The sequence below is a fragment of the Streptomyces sp. NPDC007905 genome (assembly GCF_042959345.1).
Taxonomy (GTDB): domain Bacteria; phylum Actinomycetota; class Actinomycetes; order Streptomycetales; family Streptomycetaceae; genus Streptomyces.
On sequence record NZ_JBIBKS010000001.1, the window covers coordinates 320,753 to 345,869 of the forward strand.

Genomic DNA, 25,117 nt, shown 5'->3' on the forward strand with positions numbered 1-25,117 from the left:
GGCATCGGCTGCTGCACTGAGTGTCATGAAACCGGGCCGGGTGCTACGTTCCCGTTCATGAGCTCCAGCAGCGCGGCATCGGCCGCGAAGCCGCCGATGCGGGACGCCCTGGTGGCGGCGGCCTTCCGGCTCTTCCTTGAACGCGGGTACGAGCAGACCACCGTGGACGACATCGTGGCGCTGGCCGGGGTCGGCCGGCGCTCGTTCTTCCGCTACTTCCCCTCGAAGGAGGACGTGGTCTTCCCCGACCACGAGCGCTGCCTGGCGGACATGACCGCCTTCCTCGCCGCGAGCGACGAGGCGGACGAGCCGGTGCGGCGGGCGTGCGACGCGGCCCGGCTGGTGCTGCGGATGTACGCCGAGAACCCGACCTTCTCCGTGCAGCGCTACCGGCTCACCAAGAAGGTGCCGGGGCTGCGCGCCTATGAGCTGTCGGTGGTGTGGCGCTACGAGCGCGCGCTCGCCGAGTATCTGCGCGAGCGGTTCGCGGGCCGGCCGGACGGGACGCTGCGCGCCGAAGTGATCGCGGCCGCGGTCGTCGCCGCGCACAACAACGCCCTGCGCTCCTGGCTGCGTTCGGACGGCAAGGGTGACGCGGGCGCGGCGGTGGACCATGCCCTGGGGCACGTCCAGGCCGCGTTCGACCGCTCGGCAACCGGGCACCCCGCCCCGGCCCACTCCAGGCCCGCCGCCTCCGGGTACGACACCGACCGGGCCGGGCACCCCGACGTCGAGGACCCCGGCGGCGAGCGCCCTGACGACGTGGTCGTCCTGGTCGCCCGCCGGGACGCACCACTGTGGCGGGTGGTGCAGGAGTTCGAGTCGGCGCTCGGCCGGCCCTGACCCCGACACGGGCCGGGAGCGCCCGCACAAAGACTCCGCAGATTCGGGGTACGGAGTGCCTTTACGAGTGACACTGAGTGCCATACTCTGTCGGCGTGCACGGTGGCACCGCGACCGCGCACACGCGTGCGCGGTTCACGCCGGGCGCGCGGGTTTCCGGCCGAGCGCAGGGAGTTGACCAGCGTGTACCACCACTCAGCAAGTACCTCGCATTCGGCGGCCGGATCCGCGGCGGGTGTCCTCGACCCCGTTGCCGCGGACTCCAGGGACGCCATCCACTTCCAGCGCTGCACCTGGTGCGGCACCGCGATGTACCACCGGCTGCTGTGTCCGGTGTGCCAGGGCAGCGAGCTGCGCACGGAGCGCAGCGAGGGCGTCGGGACGGTGCGCCACTCCACCGTGGTGCACCGCAACACGCCCGCGGCGCGGAATGTGTCGCTGATCGAGATGGCCGAGGGGTTCGTCGTACGGGGCCGGGTCATGGGTCCGCCCGTCGGCATCCACAGCGGGGACCGGGTACGGCTGTCCACGGCCAAGGACCCGGTACGCGGCGAACCGGTCTTCCAGCTGCTCGACGAGCCGTACCGGGCGTGGACCTGAGGACCCGTTGACCGCGGCCCTGCGGCCTGGGCGAAGATGCCTCCATGACCACGGCATGGGAATCGGAGCAGGTGAGCGCGGCCATCGCGGGTGAGCTTCGGCTCATGGACCCCCGGGTGCGCGCCTCGCGGGACCTGGCCCGGCGGTGGCTCGACCCGGAGTACCTCGAAGTCGGCGCGTCGGGCAGGCGCTGGACCCTGGAGGACATCCTCGCCGAACTGCCGGACATGGCGGGCAGCGCGGAGGACGGCCCCCGATACGAGCCCTCGGGGATCAAGGGCGTCCTCCTCGCCCCGGGTCTGGTGCATCTGACGTACGAGACGGTGCTCGAGGGCCGTCGCGCGCGCCGCAGTTCGCTGTGGCGCCGGCAGGACGAGGAGTCGGGCTGGCGGATGTACTACCACCAGGCCACCCCGGTCCCACCCGGCACCGAGTAGCCGGACCACCGGCAGGCGCGGGCCGAGAGGACAGGTCGATGTCCGTTCTCGGTTCCTCGGTGCACCCCGGCGGCGGGGCACGACGCCTGATCGACCCCGTGCCCGTAGGCCGTCGGACGACTCCGTGCCTGCGTGAGCCGGGCAGTTCGCAACCCTCCACCGTCATGCGGATGCGGCGCGAGCACGACGAGCAGGCCGCCGCGTCGGCGAGAACGTGATCACCCCTGCTTCGCGGCGGGTGTCTGCGCAAGGACTCCAGGACCTCGTCCGCCGGACCGCTGACCGTGCGATGTGATCGAACACTTGGCCTTCACAGGCAACCCACAGACTCTCCTTCCCGTCCTCCGGGGGCGAGGGGCGCCCGGGGCGCCCGGGACGGCCGGGACGCCCGAGGTCGGGGTCAGAGGAGGAACTGTGGTCCGTGCCCGGCGCATATGGGTCACCGCCGCCGCGCTGCTCGCGGTGGCGGGAGCGTCCCCAGGGTCGGCGATTGCCCAACCACCGTCACCAGCGGGGTCGTTAACTGCCAAGGCCGAACGGACACTGCCGCCCGGGTGGGGGATCACCGGCGGCCGGTCGGCGCCACAGCTGGTGTGGCGGTCGGACCGGAGGGTGCCCATGGGTGACGCGCGCGTCGAATTCCGTTCGGACGGGCGGCTGTTGGGCGTTCCGCAGCCGGCCGAGGACGGACGCACCTTCCGGTTGCGGCTCGACGGGCAGCGCCCCGGCGAGCTGCGGGGGCTGCAAGTCTGGTCCGGCGGGCGCCGGTTGGACGGCAAGGACGCCGCCCCGACCACGTCGGCGGGCCGGATGCCGGCGCCGCTGCCGGCCAACTCCGTGGATCCGGGCAAGCCGGGTTCGTACCGCACCAAGACGGGTGAGTACCGGCTCACGTCGGTCCGCCTGCCGGGCTTCTCCGCCCCGGTGGAGATGCGCGCGGCGGTCGTCGCTCCCACCGGCGCCCGTGGCCCGCGCCCGCTCGTGCTGTTCCTGCACGGCCGCCACTACACGTGCTACAAGGGGCACGACATCACGGGTGACTGGCCCTGCCCGGCCGGGACGAAGCCGGTGCCGAGCCACCGCGGCTATCTGCGCGACCAGAAACTGCTGGCCTCCCAGGGCTATGTGACCGTCTCGATCTCCGCGAACGGCATCAACGGCCAGGACTGGGCGGCCGAGGACGGCGGCGCGCAGGCGCGTTCCTCCCTGGTGCGGCTGCACCTGGCGAAGTGGGCCGACTGGGCCGAGCACCCCGACACGGCCCCGCCGGTCGTGCGGGACGCACCGCGCGCCGACCTGTCCCGCGTCCTGCTGATCGGGCACTCGCGAGGCGGCGAGGGCGTGAACCGGGCGGCGCTGGACAGCCTCTACCCGCCGCCGGCCGACCAGGACGGCTACCACGGACCGGTGCGCTGGACCATCCGCGGGCTGGTCCTCATCGGCCCCACGGTCTTCGGCCAGAACCCGGTGCCCGACGTGCCCTCGGCGACGGTCCTGCCGGGCTGCGACGGTGACGTCTCCGACCTCCAGGGCGAGGTGTACGTCGACGGCACGCGCGCCGTCAGCCGCGGCGGCGCCCTGCACAGTGCCGTGTACGTCATCGGCGCCAACCACAACTTCTTCAACTCCGAGTGGACGCCGGGGCAGGCCGCCGCGCCCGCCGAGGACGACTTCTCGGACGACCCGGAGCACCACGACCCGGTGTGCTCCAAGCACGCTGCCACCCGGCTGACCGCCGACCAGCAGCACCGGGCCGGTTCGACCTACATCGCGGCCGCCGCGCGGCTGTTCCTCGCCGGTGACGACCGGGTACGGCCGCTGCTGGACGGCTCCGGGAAGCGGGCGCCGTCGGCGGACCCGGCCCGGGTCCTCACCCACGCCGTGGGCGGGCGCCGTGACGCCGGGTTCCTGCCGGACGGTGGCGTGTCCGTGACCGGCGGCCGACTGTGCTCGGCGGTCGATCCCGCACCGGCCAAGGCCTGCCTGGGCCAGGGTGCCAAGGGAATCTCGCCGCACTTCGCCCAGTGGGAGACGGACCGCGAGGCGGGCCGGCACGCGATCGCGCTGCACTGGACCCATGCCGGCACACCTGCGCGGGTGCGGATGAAGGACGCGGTGTCGCTGGCCGGTGACAAGGCGCTGGCACTGCGGCTGTTCGTACCGCCGAACTCCCGGGGCACGCGCCTCGACGTGTCCCTCACCGACGCCTCCGGCCGCAAGGCGGTCCTCGGCAACGTCCGGGTCGACGGTCTGCCCGGCAGCGAGCGCACCGCCTCCTACTGGGCGCGCGAGATCCGGGTGCCGCTGACGGCGGCCACCCGTGCCGGGCTCGACCTGCACAAGGTCAAGTCCTTCGGACTGACACCGCGTTCGGCCTCGGGCCGGGCCTGGCTGATGGACGCGTGGGGCTGGCGTCCCGGTCTGCCTGCGGTGCGGGCCGCGGATCTGCCGCGGGTGGACGTCGGCCGGACGACCGTGGCCGAGGGCGACTCCGGCGTGCGCACCTACCGGGTGCCGGTCGAGGTGTCGGGGCACGGCAGCGGCCAGGTCAGGGTGTACGTCCTGGACCCGGCCACCGGCCGGGGCAAGGACCGGCTGGTCACCGTGCACCCGGGCGGCCACGACATCGACGTGCCGGTCGAGGTGAAGGGCAACACGCGCTACGGCATGGACCTGTCGTACGACATCCTGGTCAAGGCGGTCCGGGGCGCGGTCGTCGGCTCGTACCGGGGCGGGATCACCGTGCACGACGACGACCCGGCGCCCAAGGTGACCGTCACTCCGCTCGCCGACCGGGTGGCGGAGGGGCAGGCCCTGAAGTGGCGGGTGTCGCTGTCCGAGCCGGTCGACGTGAACCTGGGCACGGCCTTCATGGCAGTCGCGCCGGTCACCGGCCCGGAGTTGTCCACGAAGGACGTGTCCGCGCGCTGGCTGCGGGACACCACCGGCGCGTCGCCGGACCCCGAGCGGCCCCTGTCCAAGCTGGAGGGCGGTCTCTACCTGTGGGTGGACGTCCCGGCGGGCAGCACCAGCACGGACGTCACCATTCCCACGGTCAAGGACCGGGTGACGGAGCCGGCCGAGTCGGTGCGGTTCCAGCAGACGGACGAGCAGACCGGCGAACCGCGGTCCGGCGGGATGGAGTTGAACGGCACGGTGCTCGACGCGCCGTAGCCGGCCGGGGCCCTGCGGGAGCGGCGGCTTCCTCAGGGCCTCACCGCACCCGGATCAGGGCCCCAGGGTCACCCGGATCCCGACCGTGCCGTCCAGGCCGCGTCGCAGCCGGCTGCCCAGCAGCGTGAGACGGCCGAGGATGCCGTACTTGCGGGCGATGAGGGTGCGGTAGCGAGCGGTGGTGGCCGCGTCGGCGATCTCGGCGGTGGCCGGGAGCTGGTCACCGGTGGGATGGCCGCGCAGGTCGCAGGGGCCGACGAGGACGTCGGCCCGACGACGGATCCGCTTGACCTTCCAGCTGTCGGCGGCCGTCCACACTCCGAGGGCATCCCCGTCCCGCACCACCCACACCGGCGTGGCGACGGGGGTGCCGTCCTTGCGGTAGCTGGTGACCAGCAGGTATTTGCCGGAGCCGAGCCGGTCCTGCCGTGTGTGGTCCATGTCCGGAAGTCTAGGTCCTGTCGTCGACGTCCAGGTGCCGTTCCGGGCGGCCCGGTCGGGGGCCGCGGCTCAGGCGGGCGCCGCCGCCATGCGCCGTACCGCCTCCGTGAGGTTTTCCGGAGAGGTCGCCAGGTTCAGGCGCGCGTGTCCGGCGCCGCCGGTGCCGAAGGGGAGGCCGGAGCTGAGGGCGACCCGGCCACGTTCCAGGAACGCCTCCGCGGGGTCGTCGCCGAGATCGAGGGCACGGCAGTCGAGCCAGGCCAGGTAGGTGGCCTGGGCAGGACAGGGGCGGATCGCCGGCAGGTGCTCGGCGAGCAGGGCGGTGAGCAGGCGCCGGTTGGCGTCGACACCCGCGAGCAGGGCGTCCAGCCAGTCGGTACCGTCGTTCAGGGCGGCCGTGTGGGCGATGACGCCGATGTGGCTGGGGCCGTGGCTCACCTCCTCGGGCAGCCGGGCGAGGTCGGCGGCGGCTCCCGGTCCGGCCAGGGCGAGCGCGGCCTTGAGTCCGGCCAGGTTCCAGCCCTTGGACGCGGACATCAGCGACAGGCCCCGTTCGGCGCCGGGCACGCTCAGGTACGGCACGAAGGTGACACCGGGGGCGACGAGAGGGGCGTGGATCTCGTCCGCGACGACCCGGACGCCGTACCGTTCGGCCAGGTCCGCGACGGCAGCCAGTTCGGCGGCTGTGTGCACGGTGCCGGTGGGGTTGTGGGGGCTGCACAGCAGGAAGGCGGCACGGCTGCCGCCGGCGGTCGCCGTCCGGAACGTGTCCGCCAGCAGGTCGAGGTCGATGCGCAGGCCGGCGCCGAGCGGGGCCTCCACCACGCGGCGGTCCATGTGGGTGACGAACTGGTAGAACGGCGGGTACACCGGGGGGTTCACGATCACCGGATCTCCGGGCCCGGTGACCAGTTTGATCATTTCGACCACACCGAGCATCACGTCGGGAACGATCGCGGTGCGCTCCACCGCGATCCCGTGCCAGTTCCACCGCTTGGCGGCGAAGCCGGCCAGTGCCTCGGCGTAGGCGGTGCCCGCCGGGTAGCCGGTGTCTCCCAGGGCGAGCGCGTCGGTGACGGCGCGGACGACCGCCTCGGCCAGCGGTACGTCCATCTCGGCCACCCACAGCGGGAGCACGTCCGCGGGGTAGGTGCGCCACTTCATGCTCGTACGACATCGCAGGCTCTCGAGGGAGAGGGCGCGCAGCGGGTTCGGTTCGCCGGGTGTGTCGCGCGGGATGCTGGTCATGGGCTCAAGATAGGCGGCTGCGGTGCGACCGGAAACGGGGCGAGCCGGACGGGTGGGGCGGGGCGGCATCCCGGGGGCCGCCTGTGGCGAGTCGGTCTCGGACGGGGAGCACCTCACCGGCGGAACCACGGACCTTCTCGCGCACGCGGGCGTGGCGCTGCCGGTGGACGGGGCCGAGGAGTGCGGCCGCGTGGATCCGGCGCAGGGTCCGGTCGCCCGTGTGGGGCGAGCACGGCTGTCGCGGATCGGTCGGGCCGTGGAAAACCCCGGACGAGCGGCACAGATCAACTCGGGCATCTAGATTGCCTGTTGAATGGCGCACCTCTCTCAGGCATCGAGGAGCTGACCCAAGTGACCGACAATCCGGCAGCCACCAACGACGTGGCCGTGTCGCTGCGCGCCCGTATCAACACCAGCCAGCCGCACACGGCCCGGATATGGAACTACTGGCTCGGCGGCAAGGACAACTACGAGGTCGACCGCGCGGCCGGCGATCAGATCCGTCAACTGCACCCGGGCATCGGGGAGTACGCGCGCGCCGACCGGCTGTTCCTGGGGCGGGCCGTGCGTCATCTGGTCGGCGAGGTCGGCATCCGGCAGTTCCTGGACATCGGCACCGGGCTGCCCACCGCCGACAACACGCACGAGGTCGCCCAGCGCATCGCGCCGGAGGCGCGGATCGTGTACGTCGACAACGACCCGCTGGTCCTCGCGCACGCACGCGCCCTGCTCACCAGCACGCCCGAGGGCCGTACCGACTACCTGGACGCGGACCTGCGCAACGTCGACGCGATCCTCGAGCACGCGGCGAAGACACTGGACTTCAGCGAGCCGGTGGCGCTGATGCTGCTCGGCGTGGTCATCTTCGTCGGTGACGACGAGGACCCGTACGGGTTGGTACGGCAGTGGACGGACCGGCTGCCGTCCGGCAGTCATCTGGTGCTGTCGCACACCATCACCAGTCCGTCGATGCCGGACGTGGACGAGGCGGTCAAGTTCTGGAACGAGCACGGCACTCCGAAGCTGACCCAGCGCAGCCCCGAGGACGTCGCCCGGTTCTTCGACGGACTGGAGCTGCTGGAGCCGGGCGTGGTGTCCTGCTCGCGCTGGCGCCCGGAGGACGGCCACGGGGCCGAGCCGGAGGAGGTCGCCATGTTCGGCGGGGTGGCGTGCAAGAACTGACGGCGCGCGTGGGCCGAGAAGATCACCGAAGTCGGTGAACGCGACCGGGCCGGGCCACGTACTCACGGTCGGGCGCTCGACGACCGGAGGGCCCCGCGGTGCCGGCCGGGCACCGCGCGTTCGGGGTTCGGGAGCCATGCATGAGGCACGCACGACGACGGGTCGTGAGGCGAGTGACACGGCTGGCCGCGGTCGGCGGACTCCTCCTGGGAGGCGCGATGGTCGCGCAGGCGGCCATGGCGAGCGAGACTCCCCCGGCGTCCGCCAGGCCGTTCGGTTCGGCCGGGACGGCCGGTGACACCGGAGCCGCGCTGGTGGCGCGGCTCGGCACGGCACGGACGGCGGGCAGCTGGATCGGCCGGGACGGGCGTCCGGTCGTGGCGGTGACCGACTCCGAGGCGGCGCGGACGGTGCGGCGGGCGGGGGCCGAGGCGAAGGTCGTGCCGCACAGCATGAACGAGCTCAAGTCGGCCACCGCCACGCTGCGTTCGGCGCCCCGGGTGGCGGGGACCGCGTGGTCGGTGGACTACCGGACCAACCGGGTCGTGGTGCAGGCCGACCGCACGGTGTCGGCGGCCGACTGGTCCCGGATGACCCAGGTCGCCTCGGGGATCGGCAGTTTCGTGCAGATGGAACGCACGAAGGGCACCTTCACGACGCGGCTGAACGGGGCGCAGCCGATCCTGTCGACGGGCGGCCGCTGCTCGGCGGGGTTCAACGTCACCAACGGGCAGAGCGACTTCATCCTCACCGCCGGTCACTGCGGGCCGTCCGGATCGATCTGGTTCGCCGACAACCAGGGCAACCAGCAGCTGGGCAAGACGATCAGCAGCACCTTCCCCGGCAACGACTTCTCACTCGTGCAGTACAACTCCGGCAAGGCGGGTGACGGCGCCGACGTGGTCGCGATCGGCGGCGGCAAGGGTGTGCGGATCACCGGGGCCACCGATCCGACGGTGGGGCAGCGGGTGTTCCGCAGCGGCAGCACCAGCGGCCTGCACGACGGCCAGGTGACCGGGCTGAACGCGACCGTGAACTACCCCGAGGGCACCGTCACCGGCCTCGTCGAGACCAATGTGTGCGCCGAACCGGGCGACAGCGGCGGCCCCCTGTTCTCCGAGGGTGTCGCGCTGGGCGTCACCTCGGGCGGCAGCGGCGACTGCACCACGGGCGGAACGACGTTCTTCCAGCCGGTGACCAAGGCGATGGCGGCGCTGAACGTCCGGCTCATCGTGTCGGCGCAGAACGCCGGCGGTGCCCAGAACGCGTCCCCCTCCCCCGCGCCGACCGGGTCGGCCGGCCAGGGTGCGGTCGCGCCGAGCGCGGCCTCGCCCGGCTCCTCGGCGCCGGCGACGAGCACCACTCAGGGCCAGACGCTGCTGGCGCGGCTCACGGACACCCGGAACGTCGGTCCGGGGCTGCTGGTCATCGCGGGCAGTCTGATCGCCCTCGTCGCGACCCGTTTCATCCGGGCCGAGCAGGACCGCAGGGCGTACCAGCGGCACTACTCGGCCACGTGGGGCTGACGAGGCTGGACCGGAGCCGTTCGGCTGCGTGGAGGTGTGACGCGAGGGGCATCCCTGCGTTCACGGGTGCCCGGACGGGTGCGGGGCGGTGGCCCGTCGGCCGGTTCAGGCCGCCCGGTGCGACTGCGGGGCCGCTTCGGCCCACTCCAGCACGAGGCGCTGGTACTCCGCGCGCTGCTCGCTGGTCAGTGTCCCGCCCGACCGGCGCCACAGGGCCCTGATCTCCTCGTTGACCTCCGCGGCCGATCGCTCGGAGGCGGCTGCAACAGTGGTGGACATGCTGTGAAGCATATGCCGGTCGACGTGAAGGCATGGTGAGCAAGCACCCCCGATACGGACATTTCGGACCGTGTTACTCATCACGTCAATGTGTCGAGCGGGAGCGGCGGTTCAGCCCCGCGCCGCACCGAGCGCCAGGACCTGGATGGCCGGCACCGCTGCCCCACCTGCCCAGTCGTGGAAGTCGGAGACCTTGGTCTCCAGGTCGACCGGCGCGGCCGGCGGGTGGCGGTGGGCGCGGATGGTCTCCCGCACCGTGTCCCCCGCCACATCCATGAGGCCGACGCCTTCGCCGACGAGCAGGATCTTCTGCGGCATCGCCGCGATCTGTGCGACCAGGGTGACCAGGCCCCGGGCGTCCTCGTCAATCACCCGGAAGGCCATCGGCTCGCCCGCGGCGGCGCCGGTCGCGGCCGCCGCGGGAGTCCGACCACCTCCACAATGGGCACGAGGGCAGCCGGCACTTCCTGGTGGACGACTTCGTGACCGCCGTCAACACGCGCACCCCGCCGTCGGTGAACGCGTGGGTGGCCGCCCGCTACACCCTGCCGGGCATCGTCGCGCACGAGTCCGCGCGGCAGGGCGGGGTCCGGCTGGCGATCCCCGACCACGGGCACGCGCCCGAGAGCTGAGGCCTCGGGCGCTCGGGGTCCGGGTGCCTGTGCGGGTTCAGGTGCCCGGCTTGCGACCGTAGACGAAGACGTCGTCACCCGTCTTCAGCAGCGACCAGTACTTCTTGGCCTCCGTCGTGGTCATGTTGACGCAGCCGTGCGAGCCCGGCGGGTTCCACATGCTGAGGTTCACCGAGTGGAAGGCCTGGCCGCCGTCGAAGAACTGGCTGTAGGGCATCGGCACGTTGTAGATGTTCGAGACGTGGTCGATGTCCCGCCAGTAGATCTTTTTCAGGCCGGTGCGCGTCTCGTAGCCGTCACGACCGGTGCGCACCGGCACGGGCCCGTGGACGAGCCTGTTCCCGTCCTGGATCCAGCTCAGCTGGAGGGTGAGGTTCACGCAGGCGATGCGGCCCTTGTTCACCGGGCACTTGCCGTCCTTGTTGGGGTTGTCCCCGACGGCCTTCTGCTTGTTCATCAGGTCCATCACGCCCCAGGTGACGGGACCGGCGTAACCGACGGCCGGCGTGATGCCGTGCTTGTTCTGGAAGGCCTGGATGGCCTTGCAGTCGGTGGCGGACTGCTTCCCGTCGACCGGGCGGCCGAGGAACTTCTCCACCTGCTTCTGGTACGGCCCCGCCTGCGTGGTACAGCTCGCGGCCTGGGCCGGTGCCGCGGTGAAGGCGAGCGTGAGCGGCGCCACCAGTCCGATGACGCCCAGCGCGACCACACCTCGTCTACGTATGTCCCCCATGTCGACCTATTCCCCTTTTCCCCTTTTCCCAGGGCCTCCCCCGGGGTGTCCTCTTCGCGATTCCCGCAGCTTCGGCCTACTAGACCTGCGCACGGGCACGAGGGTTGTGGTTCCGGCCAGGCTGTGACTGAACGGTGAACTTCGCCGCCGCGCGCGCCAGGACCAGCGCGTCGCGCTCGCCCGCGCCCTGGCCACCAGGCCCGGCTGTGCAGGAGGGCCGGTGCCGGAACCGCTCGGCCGAGGACGAGGGGGAGCTTCGCGGCACCCTCGCCAGAACCGGGAGGCGGTGGACGTGGCCGCCCTGGAGTCGGCGCTCGCGGAGCTGGGCGGCCGGCCCGCGATCGTCGTCGCGAACGCCGGCACGGTGAACACCGTCGACTTCGACGACCCGCGGGCGATCGCCGCGCTGAAGGAGCGCCACGACTTCTGGCTGCACGCGGATGCCGCGTTCGGCGGCTTCGCCGCCCTCTCCCCCGAGTACGCGGCCCTGGTCGACGGACTCGACGCAGCCGACTCGGTCTGCGTGGACCTGCACAAGTGGCGCAACGTGCCCTATGACGCGGCCGTACAGGTCACCCGCCGCCGCGATCTCCAGGTGGCGGTGTTCCACAACGCCTCGCCGTACCTGGACCCGCCCACCGGCGAGCCCGGCTTCCTGCACCTCACCCAGGAGAACTCCCGGCGGCTGCGCGCCCTGCCGGCCTGGTTCTCCCTGGTGGCCTACGGCCGGGCCGGACACCGCGAGATCGTCGAACGGAACGTGGCCCTCGCCCGCCTCCTGGGCCAGGGCGTCGACGCCCTGCCGGGCCTGCGCCTGCTGGCCCCGGTCCGGCTCAACGTCGTCTGCTTCACGCTCGCCGACGACAAGCCCGCGCGGGAGCGGGTGGACGCGCTGGCCCGGGCGGTCGCCGAGTCCGGGGAGGCGTATCCGACACCGACGGTGTACGACGGGGTACCCGCGCTGCGGGCCGCGTTCAGCAACTGGCGCACCACCGAGGCCGACACGCGGCGGGTCCTGGACGTGCTCGCGGCAACCTCGGCCTGAGGGTTCCGGGTTGGCGCAGAGCGGCACGGACGTGCCGGCTTTACCCGATCAGCCGCTCCTCGAGTTCCCCGGCGTCCGCGAGGAACCAGAGGTGGCCCCCCTGGTTGGCCTCGTACACGAAGTCCCGCAGGGCGTCGCTCGCCTCGACGTGGGCGGAGATGTCGCCGACGACGGCGAGCCGCAGCCGGTAGGTCACGAACTTCTGGACGACGGCGCCCGCGACGCCGGAACGCAGCCGGAAGAACTCGTCCGGGACCCGCCCGACGGGGACCGCGACCAGCTGGGCGTCCTGTCCCAGCGCATCGCCGATCAGGTCCAGCGCCGCGCTCTCGCCGTCCAGGGACGGGCCGTCGGGGGCGCAGCGCAGGACACGTACGTCATGGAGGGTCACGAGCGTGTTCGTGGTCATGATCGTGACCCTAGCGGCGCCCGGGGGTTCAGTGCCCGCGTTCGATCCATTCCTCCAGGTGGGGTGCCTCGGCACCGATGGTCGTGGAATCGCCGTGACCGGTGAGCACCTTGGTCTCCGGCGGGAGGGTGAGGAGCCGGTCGCGGATGGAGTCGATGATCGCCGGGAAGCTGGAGTACGAGCGCCCGGTGGCGCCGGGGCCGCCCTGGAAGAGGGTGTCGCCGGTGAAGACGGTGCCGAGCCCGGGGTCGTACAGGCAGACGGCGCCGGGGGCGTGGCCGGGCGTGTGCAGGACGGTCAGGTCGGCCCCGGCCGCCTCGATGACCTGGCCGTCGTCCAGATGCCGGTCGGGGTCGCGGTCGGGGTGGGTGAGCTTCCACAGCGGCAGGTCGTCGGGATGGAGCCAGATGGTGGCGCCGGTGAGGTCGGCGAGGGCGGGGGCCGCGTCGATGTGGTCGTTGTGGGCGTGGGTGCACACGATCGCGGTCAGGCGCCGGTCGTCCACGGCGCGGGCGATGGCCTCGGCGTCGTGGGCGGCGTCGATGACGATCACCTCCCGCTCGTCGCCTACGATCCACACGTTGTTCTCGACGTCCCAGGTGCCACCGTCGAGGGTGAACTGCCCAGAGGTGACAAGGCGTTCGATGCGGACGGTCATCAGAGCACCACCACCGAGCGCAGCACGTCGCCCTGGTGCATCCGCTCGAACGCCTTCTCCACCTCGTCCAGTTGGATGGTCTCGGTGACGAACGCGTCCAGCGGCAGGCGGCCCTGCAGGTGCAGATCGATGAGCATGGGGAAGTCCCGGGAGGGCAGACAGTCGCCGTACCAGCTGGACTTGAGCGCACCGCCGCGGCCGAAGACGTCCAGCAGCGGCAGTTCGAGCTTCATCTCGGGGGTGGGGACGCCGACGAGGACGAGGGTGCCGGCCAGGTCGCGGGCGTAGAAGGCCTGCTTGTAGGTCTCGGGGCGGCCGACCGCATCGATGACGACGTCGGCACCGAAGCCGCCGGTCAGCTCGCGGACGGCCTCGACCGGGTCGGTCTCCTTGGAGTTGACGGTGTGGGTGGCGCCCAGCGTGCGTGCCTTGTCCAGCTTGCGGTCGTCGATGTCCACCGCGATGATCCTCACCGCGCCGGCGAGGTACGAACCGGCGATGGCCGCGTCACCGACGCCGCCGCAGCCGATGACGGCGACGGAGTCTCCGCGACCGACGTTCCCGGTGTTGAGGGCGGCGCCGAGGCCGGCCATCACACCGCAGCCGAGCAGCCCGGCGACGGCCGGGGAGACGGCCGGGTCGACCTTGGTGCACTGCCCGGCCGCGACGAGCGTCTTCTCGGCGAAGGCGCCGATGCCGAGCGCCGGGGAGAGTTCCTCCCCGGTGGCGGCGAGGGTCATCTTCTGCTCGGCGTTGTGGGTGTTGAAGCAGTACCAGGGCCGGCCGCGCAGGCAGGCCCGGCACCGGCCGCACACGGCACGCCAGTTGAGGATGACGAAGTCACCGGGGGCGACGTCGGTGACGCCCTCGCCGACCGACTCCACGACGCCGGAGGCCTCGTGGCCGAGCAGGAAGGGGAAGTCGTCGGAGATAGCGCCCTGTTTGTAGTGCAAATCGGTGTGACAGACGCCGCAGGCCTGGACGCGTACGACGGCTTCGCCGGGTCCCGGGTCCGGGACCACGATCGTCTCGACCCGTACGGGCTCGTCCTTCCCCGGTGCGATCACGCCGCGTACTTCCTGCGCCATGGCCTGGCCCCTTTTCCTCGATGTGCCTGCGGAGCCGACCCTACGCGTGACCGCCGGGCCGACTCGCCCGTCTGCTCCTCCATCATGTCGAGGAAGTGGCCGTCGTGCTTGATCTGGAACGCCTTCGGCTCGACCGGTGGGAGCGCCTTCCGGCGCCGGACAGCACCTGGTTCCCTGGACGGCCGGCCAGCGGCGAGGGCCGCCCCCGGCGGGAGGCGGCCCCTCGGGTCAGCGGGTGGATCAGCCCCCGACGGCGGGCAGCAGGCCGGTCAAAGGGGCGGCGAGGTCGGTGACCTGGTGCAGCTCGTTCAGCCGGTTCAGTTCGCCGACCTGGTTCATCGGGCGCAGCTGGTCCGAGACCCGCGGGATCCGGGCCTGCTGCTGAGCGGGGATGTCGCTGACGGCGAGCGAGTCCAGCGCGGTCATCGGGTTGATCTGCCCGGTGTGCGATGCGCTCGTGTCGGCCGCGTTGGCCAGCGGGGCGGCGAGCCCCGCGACCCCGACGGCCAGACCGACGGCGGCCACGATACGTCGTGTTGAGATCATGCCTTCAGCAACGCGACGGACCCCGGTCGGACACGGGCGCCGGGCGACGCTCACTCGTCAGGCGGAGCAGGCCCCCTGCGCTTGCCGTTGCCGTCGAGGCGGAGGAGGCTCGGAGGTGGGGCCCGTGCGGTCCGCTCCCCGCCGGGCCGCGGGCGCCTGAAGGAGGTCATCATGGGCACCGCGACAGGCTCCGCCTTCGACACCGAGACACTGCGCCGCGCCATAGAAGGAAACACCGGGAACTCCCTGCTGGCCCTCTACGCGGACGACGCGGAGATCCACATCATCGACCGCAACGCCCAGCCGAGCCATCCCAAGGTCCTGCACGGCCGGGGCGAGATAGCCGAGCTGCTGGACGACGTCTACAGCCGCGACATGACGCACAAGCTGGACCAGTGCGTCATGCAGGGCGACCACGCCGCGTTCACCGAGTCCTGCCAGTACGGGGACGGCACCCGTGTGCTCGCCGAGTCGATGATCACGTTGCGTGACGGGAAGATCGCCGAACAGATCCTGATCCAGGCATGGGACGAGTAGGAAGGAAGCTCGCGAGGGTCCAGGTCGCCTCCTGGCTGACCTGGACCTTCTCGGCCCGGGCGGCGCTGGGGCGGGCGCGTCCGCCCTGCCCTCGGCGGCCAGGACCGGTTTCCGCAGCAGGTCTGCGAGTGTCCGCCGTTCTTCCTCGGTCAGTGCTGCGAGCAGCGCGCCCTCGCCCGCGTCCTCAGCCGCCGAGTGCGCCACGAACGCCGTGTGTCCGGCCTCGGTGAGCCGTACGCGTACGCGCCGGCGATCGCCGGTCTCGTGGGTCCGGGTGATGAGCCCGGCCTCCTCGATGGGGCCCAGCCGCGACTGCGCGCCCCGGGTCAGCCCGAGCAGGTCGGCGAGCGGCGAGGGGCTGGACCCGTAGGGTGGCCCGGACCTGCGCAGCATCAACAGCACTTTGTACTGCCAGTACTTCAGGCCGTCGCCTCGTTGATCACGCCGGTGCCGGGTGGTGCCGGCCCGATGACGATCGCCACGCTGCTGGAGCAGACCGTGACCGCCGCCGCCCGGCAGCTCGGGGTGTGATCAGCGCATCCAGGCGCTGTACTGCATGACGTCCCCTGCCTTGACCCCGTACTCCGGGTCGTCCCGGGTGAAGGTGGTCTCCAGGCCGAGGACGGCGCCGGTGCGCGGGTCGAGGATCAGCATGCGCCGGCCGCCCCCGCCGTCCCCGGCGTACACGTACGCCTGCCCCGGGCGCCCGAGGCGGTCCGTGACCTGTCCCACCGGCCGCAGGCCCTCGGCGTCCGCGAGAAGGCGCACCAGCGCGTCCGACTCCCGCGCACCGAGGGTCCAGTGGTCCAGCAACTCCACGACGCCCTCGAGGAGTTCGGGGGTGCGCAGGGAGTCGGTGCGGACGGTTTCGGCCAGGTAGGCACGCAGGGCTGCGGGGGTGTGCGGCGGGCGGGCCTCGGGCGGTGCGTCGCTCCAGCTCGGCGGGTACGTGGTCCTGCTGAGGGCATGGCCGTCCTCGACCAGGCGCGGCTCGTCGCCCTCGTCGGTGAGGACCGGCCGACCGGGATGGCTCGGGTCGGTCGCCACGACCACCTCGGTGTGGCTGTCGTCCGCCCTCCAGCGCACGACCCGCTCCTCGGGGAGCGTGACGGGGGGCTTGTCGTCGCTCATGCCGAGGCTCCACGACTGCACGTGTGTGCCCTTGACCAGCCGCGCCGAGTCATCCGCGGCGGCCGCGGCGGCCAGGGGCACCATCTCCTTGAGGGGTACGGGCGTGGAGTGGGCGCGGACGGTCAGCGGGCGCGGCGCGGCGACCGCCGACGGGGTGCTCGGACCTCCGAGCAGCACGGTGAGGGCGGTCGCCAGGACGACGGCGGTGGCGGCGAGGCCCCACAGCAGCCGGGCGCGCGAGGTGCGACCGTGCAGTGGCGGCAGAAGCCGGACGCGCCGCGGGGGGCGGGCCTCGTGCAGCAGCCGTTCCAGCTGCCGCTCGGCACCGTGGTCCAGTGGCCCGTCGCCGAAGTGGGGGCCGTCGGCGGGCACGGGGTTGGCACGGCGGAGGAGTTCGAGTTCGTCAGCCATGTCGATGGTCCTTGCAGACGGTCGCGTCGGTGGTGGGCGGGGAGTGCGGGGCCAGGGCACGCATCCGGTCGATCTCGGCTCTGAGGCGGCCCCGTGCCCGGTGCAGGCGCATGGCCGCCGCCCGTCTGCCGCAGCCCAGGGCCACCGCGATCTCGTCCACGCCGAGTTCCTCCCACGCCGCGAGGCGGAGTACCTCCTGGTCCGCCGGGGAGAGCCGGTCCAGCGCCTCGTGCACCCAGGCACCGGGGGCCTCGGCGTCGGGGCTGTCCACGATGTGCCGGCCGTGCGCGGCCTCGTCGTTTCCGACACGGTCCACCAGCCGGCGCCGGCGTCCGTAGCCGCGTACCGCGTTCGCCAGGCAGTTGCGTGCCACCCCGTACAGCCAGGGCAGCGGTGCCTCGGGCAGGTCGGCCCGGCGGCGCCAGGCGACCGTGAACACCTCCGCCACCACTTCCTCCACCTCGTCGGCCCGCCGCTGAAGTCGCCTGGCGACATAGCGGCTGACCGCCCAGTAGTGCTCGCGATAGGCAGCGGCGAAGAACTCGTCGTTGCTCATGTTTCGTTCGTGTCCGGCACCGCCCGGATCGTCACACCCTTCTTCCGTGATGCTTGTCGCGCCGTCCGAGTGTGGCCGACGGGGCGGGCGCGGACACAGGCGGGGCGTGAAGAGGATCAGAGACATCAGGGCCGTACGGTGGCTGACGACCACCGATCACAAGACGATTGGCACGCTCTACTTGGTCACCGCGTTCGCGTTCTTCCTGATCGGTGGCGTGCTGGCGCTGCTCATGCGCGCCGAGCTGGCCCGTCCAGGTCTGCAGATCATGTCGAACGAGCAGTTCAACCAGGCGTTCACGATGCACGGCACCGTGATGCTGCTGATGTTCGCGACGCCGCTGTTCGCCGGCTTCGCCAATTGGATCATGCCGCTGCAGATCGGCGCGCCGGACGTGGCCTTCCCGCGGCTGAACATGTTCGCCTACTGGCTGTACCTGTTCGGCTCGACCATCGCGGTCGGTGGCTTCCTCACCCCGCAGGGCGCGGCCGACTTCGGCTGGTTCGCCTACTCCCCGCTGTCGGACGCGGTCCGCAGCCCGGGCATCGGCTCCGACCTGTGGATCATGGGCCTGGCCTTCTCCGGCTTCGGCACCATCCTCGGCGCCGTCAACTTCATCACCACGATCATCTGCATGCGTGCCCCGGGCATGACCATGTTCCGCATGCCGATCTTCGTGTGGAACGTGCTGCTGACCGCCGTCCTGGTCCTGCTGGCCTTCCCGGTCCTCGCGGCCGCGCTGTTCGCCCTGGAGGCGGACCGCAAGTTCGGCGCCCATGTCTTCGACGCGGCCAACGGCGGCGCCCTCCTATGGCAACACCTCTTCTGGTTCTTCGGCCATCCAGAGGTGTACATCATCGCGCTGCCGTTCTTCGGCATCATTTCCGAGGTCATCCCGGTCTTCTCCCGTAAGCCGATGTTCGGCTACATGGGTCTGATCGCGGCGACCATCGCGATCGCCGGTCTGTCCGTGACGGTGTGGGCGCACCACATGTTCGTCACCGGCGGTGTGCTGCTGCCGTTCTTCTCCTTCATGACCTTCCTGATCGCCGTCCCGACCGGTGTGAAGTTCTTCAACTGGATCGGCACCATGTGGCGCGGCAGCCTGTCCTTCGAGACCCCGATGCTGTGGGCGGCGGGCTTCCTGGTGACGTTCGTCTTCGGCGGGCTGACCGGGGTGATGCTGGCGTCGCCGCCGCTGGACTTCCCGACCTCCGACACCTATTTCGTCGTGGCCCACTTCCACTACGTCATCTTCGGCACGGTGGTGTTCGCGATGTTCGCGGGCTTCCACTTCTGGTGGCCCAAGTTCACCGGCAGGATGCTGGACGAGCACCTCGGCAAGATCACCTTCTGGACGCTGTTCATCGGCTTCCACGGCACGTTCCTCGTGCAGCACTGGCTGGGCGCGAACGGCATGCAGCGCCGGATCCCCGACTATCTGGCGGCCGAGGGGCTCACCACGCTGAACACGGTCTCGACGGTCTTCTCGTTCCTGCTCGGCTCCTCCATGCTCCCGTTCTTCTACAACGTCTGGAAGACGGCCAAGTACGGCGAGAAGGTCGGGAGCGACGACCCGTGGGGCTACGGCCGTTCGCTCGAGTGGGCGACCTCCTGCCCGCCGCCCCGGCACAACTTCCGCTCACTCCCCCGGATCCGCAGCGAATCCCCCGCGTTCGACCTGCACCATCCGGACATGGACGGCCGGGCAAGGGAGCTGACCGCGCGGTGAGTGCCGGTGAGGACGACCGTAGGCGAGAAGGCCCGGCGCTGGTCCGGGAGATCGAGGGCCATCTGCTGCTCGCCGCAGCGCAGGAGGAGGGCCGCGCGGCCGCGGCCCGTGCCGCCTCCCGGCTCGGCTGGCTGACCGACACCCAACGGGACGATCTGGAGCGGCACTTCGAGACGGAGTACCTGGCGCTGGCCCGCGCCTCGTGGCGGCGCACCGCCGAACGCGCCGAAGAGCTGCGGACCACCTACGAGACCAGGTACCGGACGCTGCGGCAGCGGCTGGTGGCCTGGGGTGTGCTGGGCTGTGCCCTGCTGGCGGCGACGGGCCTGCTGATGCTCGCCGCCGCCTGAGGGTGTCAGGTCCGGGACCACTTCTGGTTGGCGCCGCCGTTGCACGCCCAGAGCACCAGGGGCGTGCCGTTGCCGGTGCCGCCGTTGTACGCGTCCAGGCGCAGGCCGGCGTTGACGTTGGTGATGGTGCCGCCGGCGTTCACGTTCCACTTCTGGGTTCGGGCTGTGGGCAGGGGTGCCCGCGGTGCCGGTGCCGATCCGGTTCGACGAGGGGTTCTGGTCCGCCCGGCTCGTGTCGCTCGGCGTCGCCCCGGCCGTCGTAGCGCTGCGCCGACTCGGCGTCGAGGCCCCGTCCACGGCTCTGCTCCGGGCGACGCGCGAGTCGTCGTACGGCTCTCGCCGTGGTGCTCGGCGAGCGGATCCGGGCCGAGGACGGAGTGCTGCCGGTGCTGGAGGCGGTGGACGCCCTGGGCGGTCGAGGTCTCAGTCGTTGGCGAGCACCATGCGGAAGCGGGCCTTGCCGCCGAGCATCTTCTGATAGGCCTCGTCCGCGCGGTCCAGCGGCACGGTCTCGGTCATCGGGCGGATGCCGCGCAGGGCGCTGAACGCCATGGTGTCCTCCACCTCCTGCGAGGTGCCGGACGGGTGGCCGCGGACGACGCGGCCGCTCATCAGCAGCTGGACCGGGCTGATCCCCAGGGGCTCGGTGTCCGCTCCGATGACCACCAGCTCCCCGCGGTGAGTGAGGCCGTCCACGGTGGCCGTGATGGCCTCGGAGTTCCCGGCGGTGGCCAGCACGACCTTGGCACCGCCGAGGGACTGCAATGCCTCCGCGACCGGAGTTCCGGAGGTGCTGTCGACGTAGTGGTGGGCGCCCAGCTGCTTGGCGAAGTCGGCCTTTTCGGCACCCCGGGCAATCCCCACGGTCTCGAAGCCCATGGCGACCGCGTACTGCACTCCCAGGTGTCCCAGGCCGCCGAGACCGAGCACGGCGACCAGGTCGCCAGGCCGGGCGGAGCTGCGGCGCAGCCCGTTGTACGTGGTCACCCCCGCGCAGGCCATCGGCCCGGCATCGCTCGCCGCCAGCCCCTCGGGGATCCGGGCCAGGGCGTCCACGGGCGCGACCACCTTCTCGCCGAAGCCTCCGTCGTACGTCCACCCCGGGACCTTCAGGTACGGGCACACGATGAAGTCGCCCTCGCGGCAGGGCCTGCAGTGACCGCAACTGCCGCCGAACCAGCCGACGGCCACCCGGTCGCCGACCCGCCACCCGCGGTCGTGCGTTCCCTGACCCAGTTCCTCGACGCGCCCGGCGATCTCGTGCCCCGGAACCTCCGGGAAGGACACGCCCGGTAGTCCGCCGCTCACGAAGAGCGCGTCACTGTGGCAGATCCCGCACGCCTCGACGGCGATCCTCACCTGCCCGGGTCCCGGCTGCGGCACCTCCCGCTCGACCAGCTCGAACGTGCCGTTCGGGGCGGTCACCTGCGCGACTCGATAAGTACTCATGCCTGTCTCCGGAGAACGGTACGAAAGCCCCTCACCCAGCAGAGCAGCTCCGGGCCGATCGCGCGCGTCGAACGGCACGGGCCCGGCGTCGGCCCGGCTCTCGACCCGGGCCCACGCGGCCCGGCGGGTCCGGGTCAGGCGGACCCGGGACGCCAGCCCTCCGGACGCAGGATGCCGAGCAGTTGACGCACGAGCTCGTCGACGACCTCGTCCAGGCTCGCGTCCACCCAGCCGGCGCTCCAGTCGTGCAGCAGGCCATTGACGCTGCCGATGAAGGCCGTGGCCGCGAGGCGGTAGTCGCGCGGTGCGGCCTCCCCGCGGGCCACCGCCGCGTCGGCCTCGGAGCGGATCAGGTCGACCCAACGGGCCCGGCGGGTGAGTCGCTGCTCCTCCAGCGCCGGGCTGACGCCGATGATCTCCACGAAGGCAATGCGGATACGGCGCAGGTCGGAGGTGACGTCGCGGGCGTAGGCGCGGAACAGCACCGCCACCCGCTCCGCCAGCGGCAGCCCCTCCGCCGCCGCGAGCGCGTCCAGCACCGCCTGTTCCGCCCAGCCGTTGACCTCCAGGTGCAGTACGGCGAGCACCTCCTCCAGGGTGCGGAACTCCTCGTAGAACTGGCGGGTGGACAGGCCCGCGGCCTGGCTCAGCGCGGCGACCGTCGTCTGGCGGAAGCCCGGGCTGTCGCCGAACAGCCGCAGCGCCGCGTCCAGGAAACGGCGGCGCCGCTCGGCCTGCCGCTCCTCGGCGGACCTGCCGCCGTAGCGGCCCGTCGGCGCCCTGAGCCTGCCCGTCACGCTTGCCCCCTCCGTCACCCCACCGGTGGCCCAATCTTGTCGTGCACACATCTTGTCGAGAAGGCCACCCCCTCCTTACTTTTCAGTAAGTTCACTGTGAAAGCGCCCGTGTTCAGATTTCCCCGAGGAAAGAGAGCAGTCATGCCTGCCTCCAGAACCAGGCACCTTTGCTCCGTGGCCGCCGCCCTCGTCCTGACCGTCACAGGCCCTGCGACCGCCGCCTCCGCCACGACCGCCGGGTCCGACGCCGCCGGCCTGCGCGAGGTGCTGTTCGTCGGCAACAACTGGGACGGCACCGCCGACGTCATCAGGTCCTCCGGCGACTTCGCGAAGGTCGGCCGCGTCAACGTCATCCCGGACAAGGACCAGCGGATGGCCGAGATCACTGCGGACCCCGTCAAGTGGATCTACTTCATGGCGATCCGCAACAGCGTCGGAGAGGGCCACGACCAGTTCGCCGACGACATGTACTCCACACCGGACGGGACGTCGGTCGTGGTCTCCCGCCCGAGTTTCGCCGACGTCGTCTCGATCGACCTGGCCACCGGAAGGATCAACTGGCGCTTCCCGGTGGCCGGGTACCGCGCCGACCACATGGCGGTCTCGCCGGACGGCACCCGGGTGGCGGTGTCCGCCTCCACCGCGAACACCGTGCATGTGCTGGACATCGACACCGGAAAGCAGCTGGGGTCGTTCGCGACCGGTGACAAGCCGCACGAGAACATCTTCACCAGGGACGGCAAGTACATCTGGAACATGGCCATCGGGGACGTCAACACGGCCCTGGACGACCCGGCCTGGGACTGGACGAAGGGCGACCGGCGCATCACGGTCGTGGACGCGACCACGTACAAGCAGGTCAAGGTCGTCGACATGCGCCAGCGGCTGGACGCGATCGGGCTGAAGGACTTCTCCGACGCCGTGCGCCCTGCCGTCTTCTCCCCCGACGAGTCGAAGCTGTACTTCCAGGTGTCCTTCTTCAACGGATTCCTGGAGTACGACGTCACGGCCGACAGGATCACCCGGGTGAAGACGCTGCCGAAGAACCCGGCGACCAGCGAGGACCGCACCACCTGGGTCAACGACTCGCGCCACCACGGCATCTCGATGAACCCCGAGGGCACCAAGCTGTGTGTCGCCGGCACCATGGACGACTACGCCACGGTGGTCGACCGCGCCACCCTCCAGGAGGGTCCCCTGGTCACCGCGTCCAAGCCGTACTGGGCCACGGTCAGCGGTGACGGCAAGGACTGCATCGTCTCCGAGAGCGGTGCCGACCAGGTCACGGCGATCGACTTCGCCACCGGCCGGAAGGTGACGTCGATCCCGGTCGGCGACCATCCGCAGCGCGTGCGGCTGGGACATGTCCAGGCCGACTGGGCCGGTCCGTCGGGGAGTTGACGGGACAGGGCCTCCGGAGGGAAGGCACCCGGAGGCCCTGTCCCGTCAGAAGTGCGCCGCCGCCCAGGCGGCCAGCTCGGCGTTCGCCGCGCTCAGCAGGTCTGCCGAGGGTGCCGTGGCCCCGTTGGTCACCAGGGCGTAGTGCAGGGCGCCGGAGTCCATGTCGGTGAGCAGCAGCCGGCGGCTGCCGGTGCCGCCCGGCTCGGGGGCCACTGCGACCGGGGAGGAGGGGGTGTAGGCGGGCGGCGCGTAGGCCGCGCCCAGGTCGGAGACGACGGTGGTCCCCGAGGTGGGGAAGGAGGCCGGCAGATGCAGGTCGGTGGGTGCGGCTCCGCTGTCGGAGCGCCACACCAGCAGCCCGTACTGGCCCGCACCCACCAGTCGTGCCACGTTCGGCAGCGAGCTCGGCACCGGGTTCCAGGTCAGGGTGGTCGCCCCGTCCCGGGACCGGTCCTCGTAGGTGAAGGCGAGGCTCGTGCCCGCGGTGGCGCTCGGGTAGATCCGGTCCAGCAGCCGGGCGTCCTGGCGCAGGGCCGCGTTCCCCGAGTCGTCGAGCCGGACGGCGGAGAGGTCCTCGTCGTTCCAGCCGTCCCCGGAGCTCACGACCTTGCCGGGGTTGCCGTTCATCAGCTCGTGATGCCGGCCGTTGTAGAGGTCCCACTGCCACTGCGAGCCGGACAGCACCGGGCCGGACACGGCCGGGTTCGTCCACCAACTCGCCCCGCGCACACGGGAGTCCAGCGCCTGGTACATCGCCTTGAGGACGGTCGGCGTCTTGTCGGAGACCGTGCCGGACAGCGGGTGCCCGAACTCGCTGACCACGGCGGCGGTCCCGGCGGCCGAGGCCCGGTCGCGGACGGCGCCGAAGTCGGAGGCGTACTGGCCGTCGGCCGCCTTGCCCCACATCAGGATGCCGGAGATCGCCTTCTGGTCGTAGAAGTGGGTGTTGAGGACATAGGCCGGGCCGAGCGTGCCCGCGTCCAGCAGTCCGCCCTCCTGCTTCTGGGTGGAGATGTTCGCGTTCCAGAAGAGGTTGGGCTCGACGAAGGCGGGCTTGTCCTGCCAGCCGGCGGCGTCCATACGGGCGCGGAACCTCACGTAGAACGGCCAGAGCAGATCGCGTTCCCAGGTGCGGGAGGTCTGCCCGGAGTCGTAGCTGCCCGCGTACGGCTCGTTGTACGGGTCGAAGCCGACGACGTTCGCGAACTCACCGTCGCCCAAGTGCTGTCGGAGATAGGCCATGGCCGTCTGGGCCGTGCCGAGGAACGCGTCCTGGAGGCCGTGGGCGTTGTGCCAGAAGTCGTACTGCGCCTGCTGAACGGCCGCGTTCTGGGTGATGTTCTGACCCCAGAAGAGGCAGACGCCGCAGTACTCCTTCGGATAAGTCCCCGCATCCACCGCCCACTTGGGGGCACCGTCGCCGGTGTACCAGCTGCCGGTGTTGAACAGGTGACGGGAGTAGAGGTCCTGGTGGAAGTCGGGGTAGACCCGGATGCCCGCGTCGAGGAAGGCGCGCATCTGCTCGGTGACCGCGGCCAGGTAGGCGGTGTCCACCTGGCCACGCACGGGTTCGGCGCGGGCCCAGGAGAGCAGGAAGCGGACCGCGTTGCCGCCGCCGAGGGCGCGCAGCGCGGTCGCCGACCTGCGGGCGTCGGCGACCGAGGCGAAGGGCAGGCCGCGGTTCTCCTCCAGCTTCGTCTCGCCGGAGACGTTGTAGCCGCGCAGCACGACCTCGCGGCCCTGGCCGTCGACGAAGCGGCCGCCGCGCACGGTGAGCGGGGTTCCGTCGAACCAGAGGGAGTCGGAGGGGGTGACGGCGGTGGCGGGCGGGGCGCCCGCCACCGTCAGGAATCCGCAGAGGACGACCAGCACAAGCAGCAGACGCACCCTGATATTCGTCATGTACACCACA

The 25,117-nt window shown here is 71.6% G+C and carries 25 protein-coding genes and 4 pseudogenes; 14 read left to right on the plus strand and 15 right to left on the minus strand.

The annotated features are described in order from the left end of the window. Positions 1-57 precede the first annotated feature (57 nt). The 4 genes from ACFZDC_RS01590 (at position 58) to ACFZDC_RS01605 (ending at position 5,054) form a co-directional block, all read left to right on the plus strand. On the plus strand, positions 58-843 hold the full coding sequence (locus ACFZDC_RS01590; RefSeq protein WP_391319342.1) for a TetR family transcriptional regulator: 786 nt from the start codon (positions 58-60) through the stop codon (positions 841-843). A gap of 183 nt (positions 844-1,026) precedes the next feature. Then, the gene (locus tag ACFZDC_RS01595; protein WP_391319343.1) at positions 1,027-1,443 is read left to right on the plus strand and encodes a zinc ribbon domain-containing protein; all 417 of its coding nucleotides are present in this window, start codon (positions 1,027-1,029) and stop codon (positions 1,441-1,443) included. Between the two features lie 44 nt (positions 1,444-1,487). Next, positions 1,488-1,880 carry a DUF4440 domain-containing protein gene (locus ACFZDC_RS01600; RefSeq protein ID WP_391319344.1) on the plus strand — a complete coding sequence of 131 codons (393 nt, stop codon included), beginning with the start codon at positions 1,488-1,490 and terminating at the stop codon, positions 1,878-1,880. A 414-nt stretch (positions 1,881-2,294) separates the two neighbouring features. Next, positions 2,295-5,054, plus strand: coding sequence for a hypothetical protein (locus ACFZDC_RS01605; protein ID WP_391319345.1), 2,760 nt, complete (start codon positions 2,295-2,297; stop codon positions 5,052-5,054). Between the two features lie 54 nt (positions 5,055-5,108). On the opposite strand, the gene ACFZDC_RS01610 is transcribed toward ACFZDC_RS01605, so the two are convergent. After that, positions 5,109-5,495, minus strand: coding sequence for a PPOX class F420-dependent oxidoreductase (locus ACFZDC_RS01610; protein WP_391319346.1), 387 nt, complete (start codon positions 5,493-5,495; stop codon positions 5,109-5,111). A gap of 69 nt (positions 5,496-5,564) precedes the next feature. After that, on the minus strand, positions 5,565-6,743 hold the full coding sequence (locus ACFZDC_RS01615; protein ID WP_391319347.1) for an aminotransferase class I/II-fold pyridoxal phosphate-dependent enzyme: 1,179 nt from the start codon (positions 6,741-6,743) through the stop codon (positions 5,565-5,567). Between the two features lie 22 nt (positions 6,744-6,765). On the opposite strand from ACFZDC_RS01615, the gene ACFZDC_RS01620 reads away from it, so the two are divergent. The 3 genes from ACFZDC_RS01620 (at position 6,766) to ACFZDC_RS01630 (ending at position 9,451) form a co-directional block, all read left to right on the plus strand. Next, positions 6,766-7,044 (plus strand): hypothetical protein, encoded by a 279-nt coding sequence (locus ACFZDC_RS01620; RefSeq protein ID WP_391319348.1) that lies wholly within the window; start codon positions 6,766-6,768, stop codon positions 7,042-7,044. A gap of 50 nt (positions 7,045-7,094) precedes the next feature. Continuing rightward, positions 7,095-7,925: an SAM-dependent methyltransferase gene (locus tag ACFZDC_RS01625; protein ID WP_391319349.1), complete on the plus strand. Its 831-nt coding sequence runs from the start codon at positions 7,095-7,097 to the stop codon at positions 7,923-7,925. A 140-nt stretch (positions 7,926-8,065) separates the two neighbouring features. Then, positions 8,066-9,451 carry an alpha-lytic protease prodomain-containing protein gene (locus tag ACFZDC_RS01630; protein WP_391319350.1) on the plus strand — a complete coding sequence of 462 codons (1,386 nt, stop codon included), beginning with the start codon at positions 8,066-8,068 and terminating at the stop codon, positions 9,449-9,451. A 105-nt stretch (positions 9,452-9,556) separates the two neighbouring features. On the opposite strand, the gene ACFZDC_RS01635 is transcribed toward ACFZDC_RS01630, so the two are convergent. Beyond that, positions 9,557-9,742, minus strand: coding sequence for a hypothetical protein (locus ACFZDC_RS01635; protein WP_391319351.1), 186 nt, complete (start codon positions 9,740-9,742; stop codon positions 9,557-9,559). A gap of 99 nt (positions 9,743-9,841) precedes the next feature. Continuing rightward, a pseudogene (locus tag ACFZDC_RS01640) lies at positions 9,842-10,135 on the minus strand (MarR family transcriptional regulator); the annotation flags it as partial. Between ACFZDC_RS01640 and ACFZDC_RS01645 the strand changes: the two are divergent. After that, positions 10,135-10,362 (plus strand): annotated as a pseudogene (locus tag ACFZDC_RS01645) (gfo/Idh/MocA family oxidoreductase); the annotation flags it as partial. The pseudogenes ACFZDC_RS01640 and ACFZDC_RS01645 overlap by 1 nt on opposite strands. Before the next feature lie 37 nt (positions 10,363-10,399). On the opposite strand, the gene ACFZDC_RS01650 reads toward ACFZDC_RS01645, so the two are convergent. Beyond that, positions 10,400-11,095: a L,D-transpeptidase family protein gene (locus ACFZDC_RS01650; protein ID WP_391319352.1), complete on the minus strand. Its 696-nt coding sequence runs from the start codon at positions 11,093-11,095 to the stop codon at positions 10,400-10,402. Positions 11,096-11,282: 187 nt separating this feature from the next. On the opposite strand from ACFZDC_RS01650, the pseudogene ACFZDC_RS01655 reads away from it, so the two are divergent. Continuing rightward, positions 11,283-12,140, plus strand: a pseudogene (locus ACFZDC_RS01655) (pyridoxal phosphate-dependent decarboxylase family protein); the annotation flags it as partial. A 40-nt stretch (positions 12,141-12,180) separates the two neighbouring features. Here ACFZDC_RS01655 and ACFZDC_RS01660 read toward each other — a convergent pair. The 4 genes from ACFZDC_RS01660 to ACFZDC_RS01675 all read right to left on the minus strand — a co-directional run bounded on the left by ACFZDC_RS01660 (position 12,181) and on the right by ACFZDC_RS01675 (position 14,841). Next, entirely contained in the window at positions 12,181-12,549 is a 369-nt protein-coding gene (locus ACFZDC_RS01660) for a DUF4180 domain-containing protein (RefSeq protein ID WP_391319353.1), read from the minus strand. A gap of 28 nt (positions 12,550-12,577) precedes the next feature. Continuing rightward, positions 12,578-13,207: an MBL fold metallo-hydrolase gene (locus ACFZDC_RS01665; RefSeq protein WP_391319354.1), complete on the minus strand. Its 630-nt coding sequence runs from the start codon at positions 13,205-13,207 to the stop codon at positions 12,578-12,580. Beyond that, positions 13,207-14,295, minus strand: coding sequence for an S-(hydroxymethyl)mycothiol dehydrogenase (locus ACFZDC_RS01670; protein WP_391319355.1), 1,089 nt, complete (start codon positions 14,293-14,295; stop codon positions 13,207-13,209). Before ACFZDC_RS01670 ends, ACFZDC_RS01665 begins: the two co-directional genes overlap by 1 nt. A gap of 240 nt (positions 14,296-14,535) precedes the next feature. Beyond that, positions 14,536-14,841 carry a hypothetical protein gene (locus ACFZDC_RS01675; protein WP_391319356.1) on the minus strand — a complete coding sequence of 102 codons (306 nt, stop codon included), beginning with the start codon at positions 14,839-14,841 and terminating at the stop codon, positions 14,536-14,538. A 171-nt stretch (positions 14,842-15,012) separates the two neighbouring features. On the opposite strand from ACFZDC_RS01675, the gene ACFZDC_RS01680 reads away from it, so the two are divergent. Then, positions 15,013-15,378: a nuclear transport factor 2 family protein gene (locus ACFZDC_RS01680; RefSeq protein WP_391319357.1), complete on the plus strand. Its 366-nt coding sequence runs from the start codon at positions 15,013-15,015 to the stop codon at positions 15,376-15,378. Positions 15,379-15,807: 429 nt separating this feature from the next. Next, a pseudogene (locus ACFZDC_RS01685) lies at positions 15,808-15,909 on the plus strand (bifunctional 5,10-methylene-tetrahydrofolate dehydrogenase/5,10-methylene-tetrahydrofolate cyclohydrolase); the annotation flags it as partial. Here the strand turns inward: ACFZDC_RS01685 and ACFZDC_RS01690 are convergent. Then, positions 15,910-16,920 carry a CU044_5270 family protein gene (locus ACFZDC_RS01690; protein ID WP_391319358.1) on the minus strand — a complete coding sequence of 337 codons (1,011 nt, stop codon included), beginning with the start codon at positions 16,918-16,920 and terminating at the stop codon, positions 15,910-15,912. Next, a complete protein-coding gene (locus ACFZDC_RS01695) occupies positions 16,913-17,476 on the minus strand; it encodes a sigma-70 family RNA polymerase sigma factor (RefSeq protein WP_391319359.1) in 564 nt (187 codons plus the stop codon). The genes ACFZDC_RS01690 and ACFZDC_RS01695 overlap by 8 nt, the downstream gene beginning before the upstream one ends. A gap of 106 nt (positions 17,477-17,582) precedes the next feature. On the opposite strand from ACFZDC_RS01695, the gene ctaD reads away from it, so the two are divergent. Both ctaD and ACFZDC_RS01705 read left to right on the plus strand, forming a co-directional pair. Further along, a complete protein-coding gene (ctaD, locus tag ACFZDC_RS01700) occupies positions 17,583-19,208 on the plus strand; it encodes a cytochrome c oxidase subunit I (RefSeq protein WP_391319360.1) in 1,626 nt (541 codons plus the stop codon). Further along, entirely contained in the window at positions 19,205-19,558 is a 354-nt protein-coding gene (locus ACFZDC_RS01705) for a hypothetical protein (protein WP_391319361.1), read from the plus strand. The genes ctaD and ACFZDC_RS01705 overlap by 4 nt, the downstream gene beginning before the upstream one ends. 5 nt (positions 19,559-19,563) lie before the next feature. Here ACFZDC_RS01705 and ACFZDC_RS01710 read toward each other — a convergent pair whose 3' ends face one another. The 3 genes from ACFZDC_RS01710 to ACFZDC_RS01720 all read right to left on the minus strand — a co-directional run bounded on the left by ACFZDC_RS01710 (position 19,564) and on the right by ACFZDC_RS01720 (position 21,804). Beyond that, entirely contained in the window at positions 19,564-19,701 is a 138-nt protein-coding gene (locus ACFZDC_RS01710; RefSeq protein WP_391319362.1) for an RICIN domain-containing protein, read from the minus strand. Between the two features lie 280 nt (positions 19,702-19,981). Beyond that, a complete protein-coding gene (locus ACFZDC_RS01715) occupies positions 19,982-21,007 on the minus strand; it encodes an alcohol dehydrogenase catalytic domain-containing protein (RefSeq protein ID WP_391319363.1) in 1,026 nt (341 codons plus the stop codon). 134 nt (positions 21,008-21,141) lie between these two features. Next, positions 21,142-21,804, minus strand: a complete 663-nt coding sequence (locus tag ACFZDC_RS01720) for a TetR family transcriptional regulator (protein WP_391319364.1) — start codon at positions 21,802-21,804, stop codon at positions 21,142-21,144. 141 nt (positions 21,805-21,945) lie between these two features. On the opposite strand from ACFZDC_RS01720, the gene ACFZDC_RS01725 reads away from it, so the two are divergent. Beyond that, positions 21,946-23,205, plus strand: coding sequence for a YncE family protein (locus ACFZDC_RS01725; protein ID WP_391319365.1), 1,260 nt, complete (start codon positions 21,946-21,948; stop codon positions 23,203-23,205). Positions 23,206-23,250: 45 nt separating this feature from the next. Here ACFZDC_RS01725 and ACFZDC_RS01730 read toward each other — a convergent pair whose 3' ends face one another. Beyond that, positions 23,251-25,107, minus strand: coding sequence for a cellulase family glycosylhydrolase (locus ACFZDC_RS01730; protein WP_391319366.1), 1,857 nt, complete (start codon positions 25,105-25,107; stop codon positions 23,251-23,253). Between the last annotated feature and the right edge of the window lie 10 nt (positions 25,108-25,117).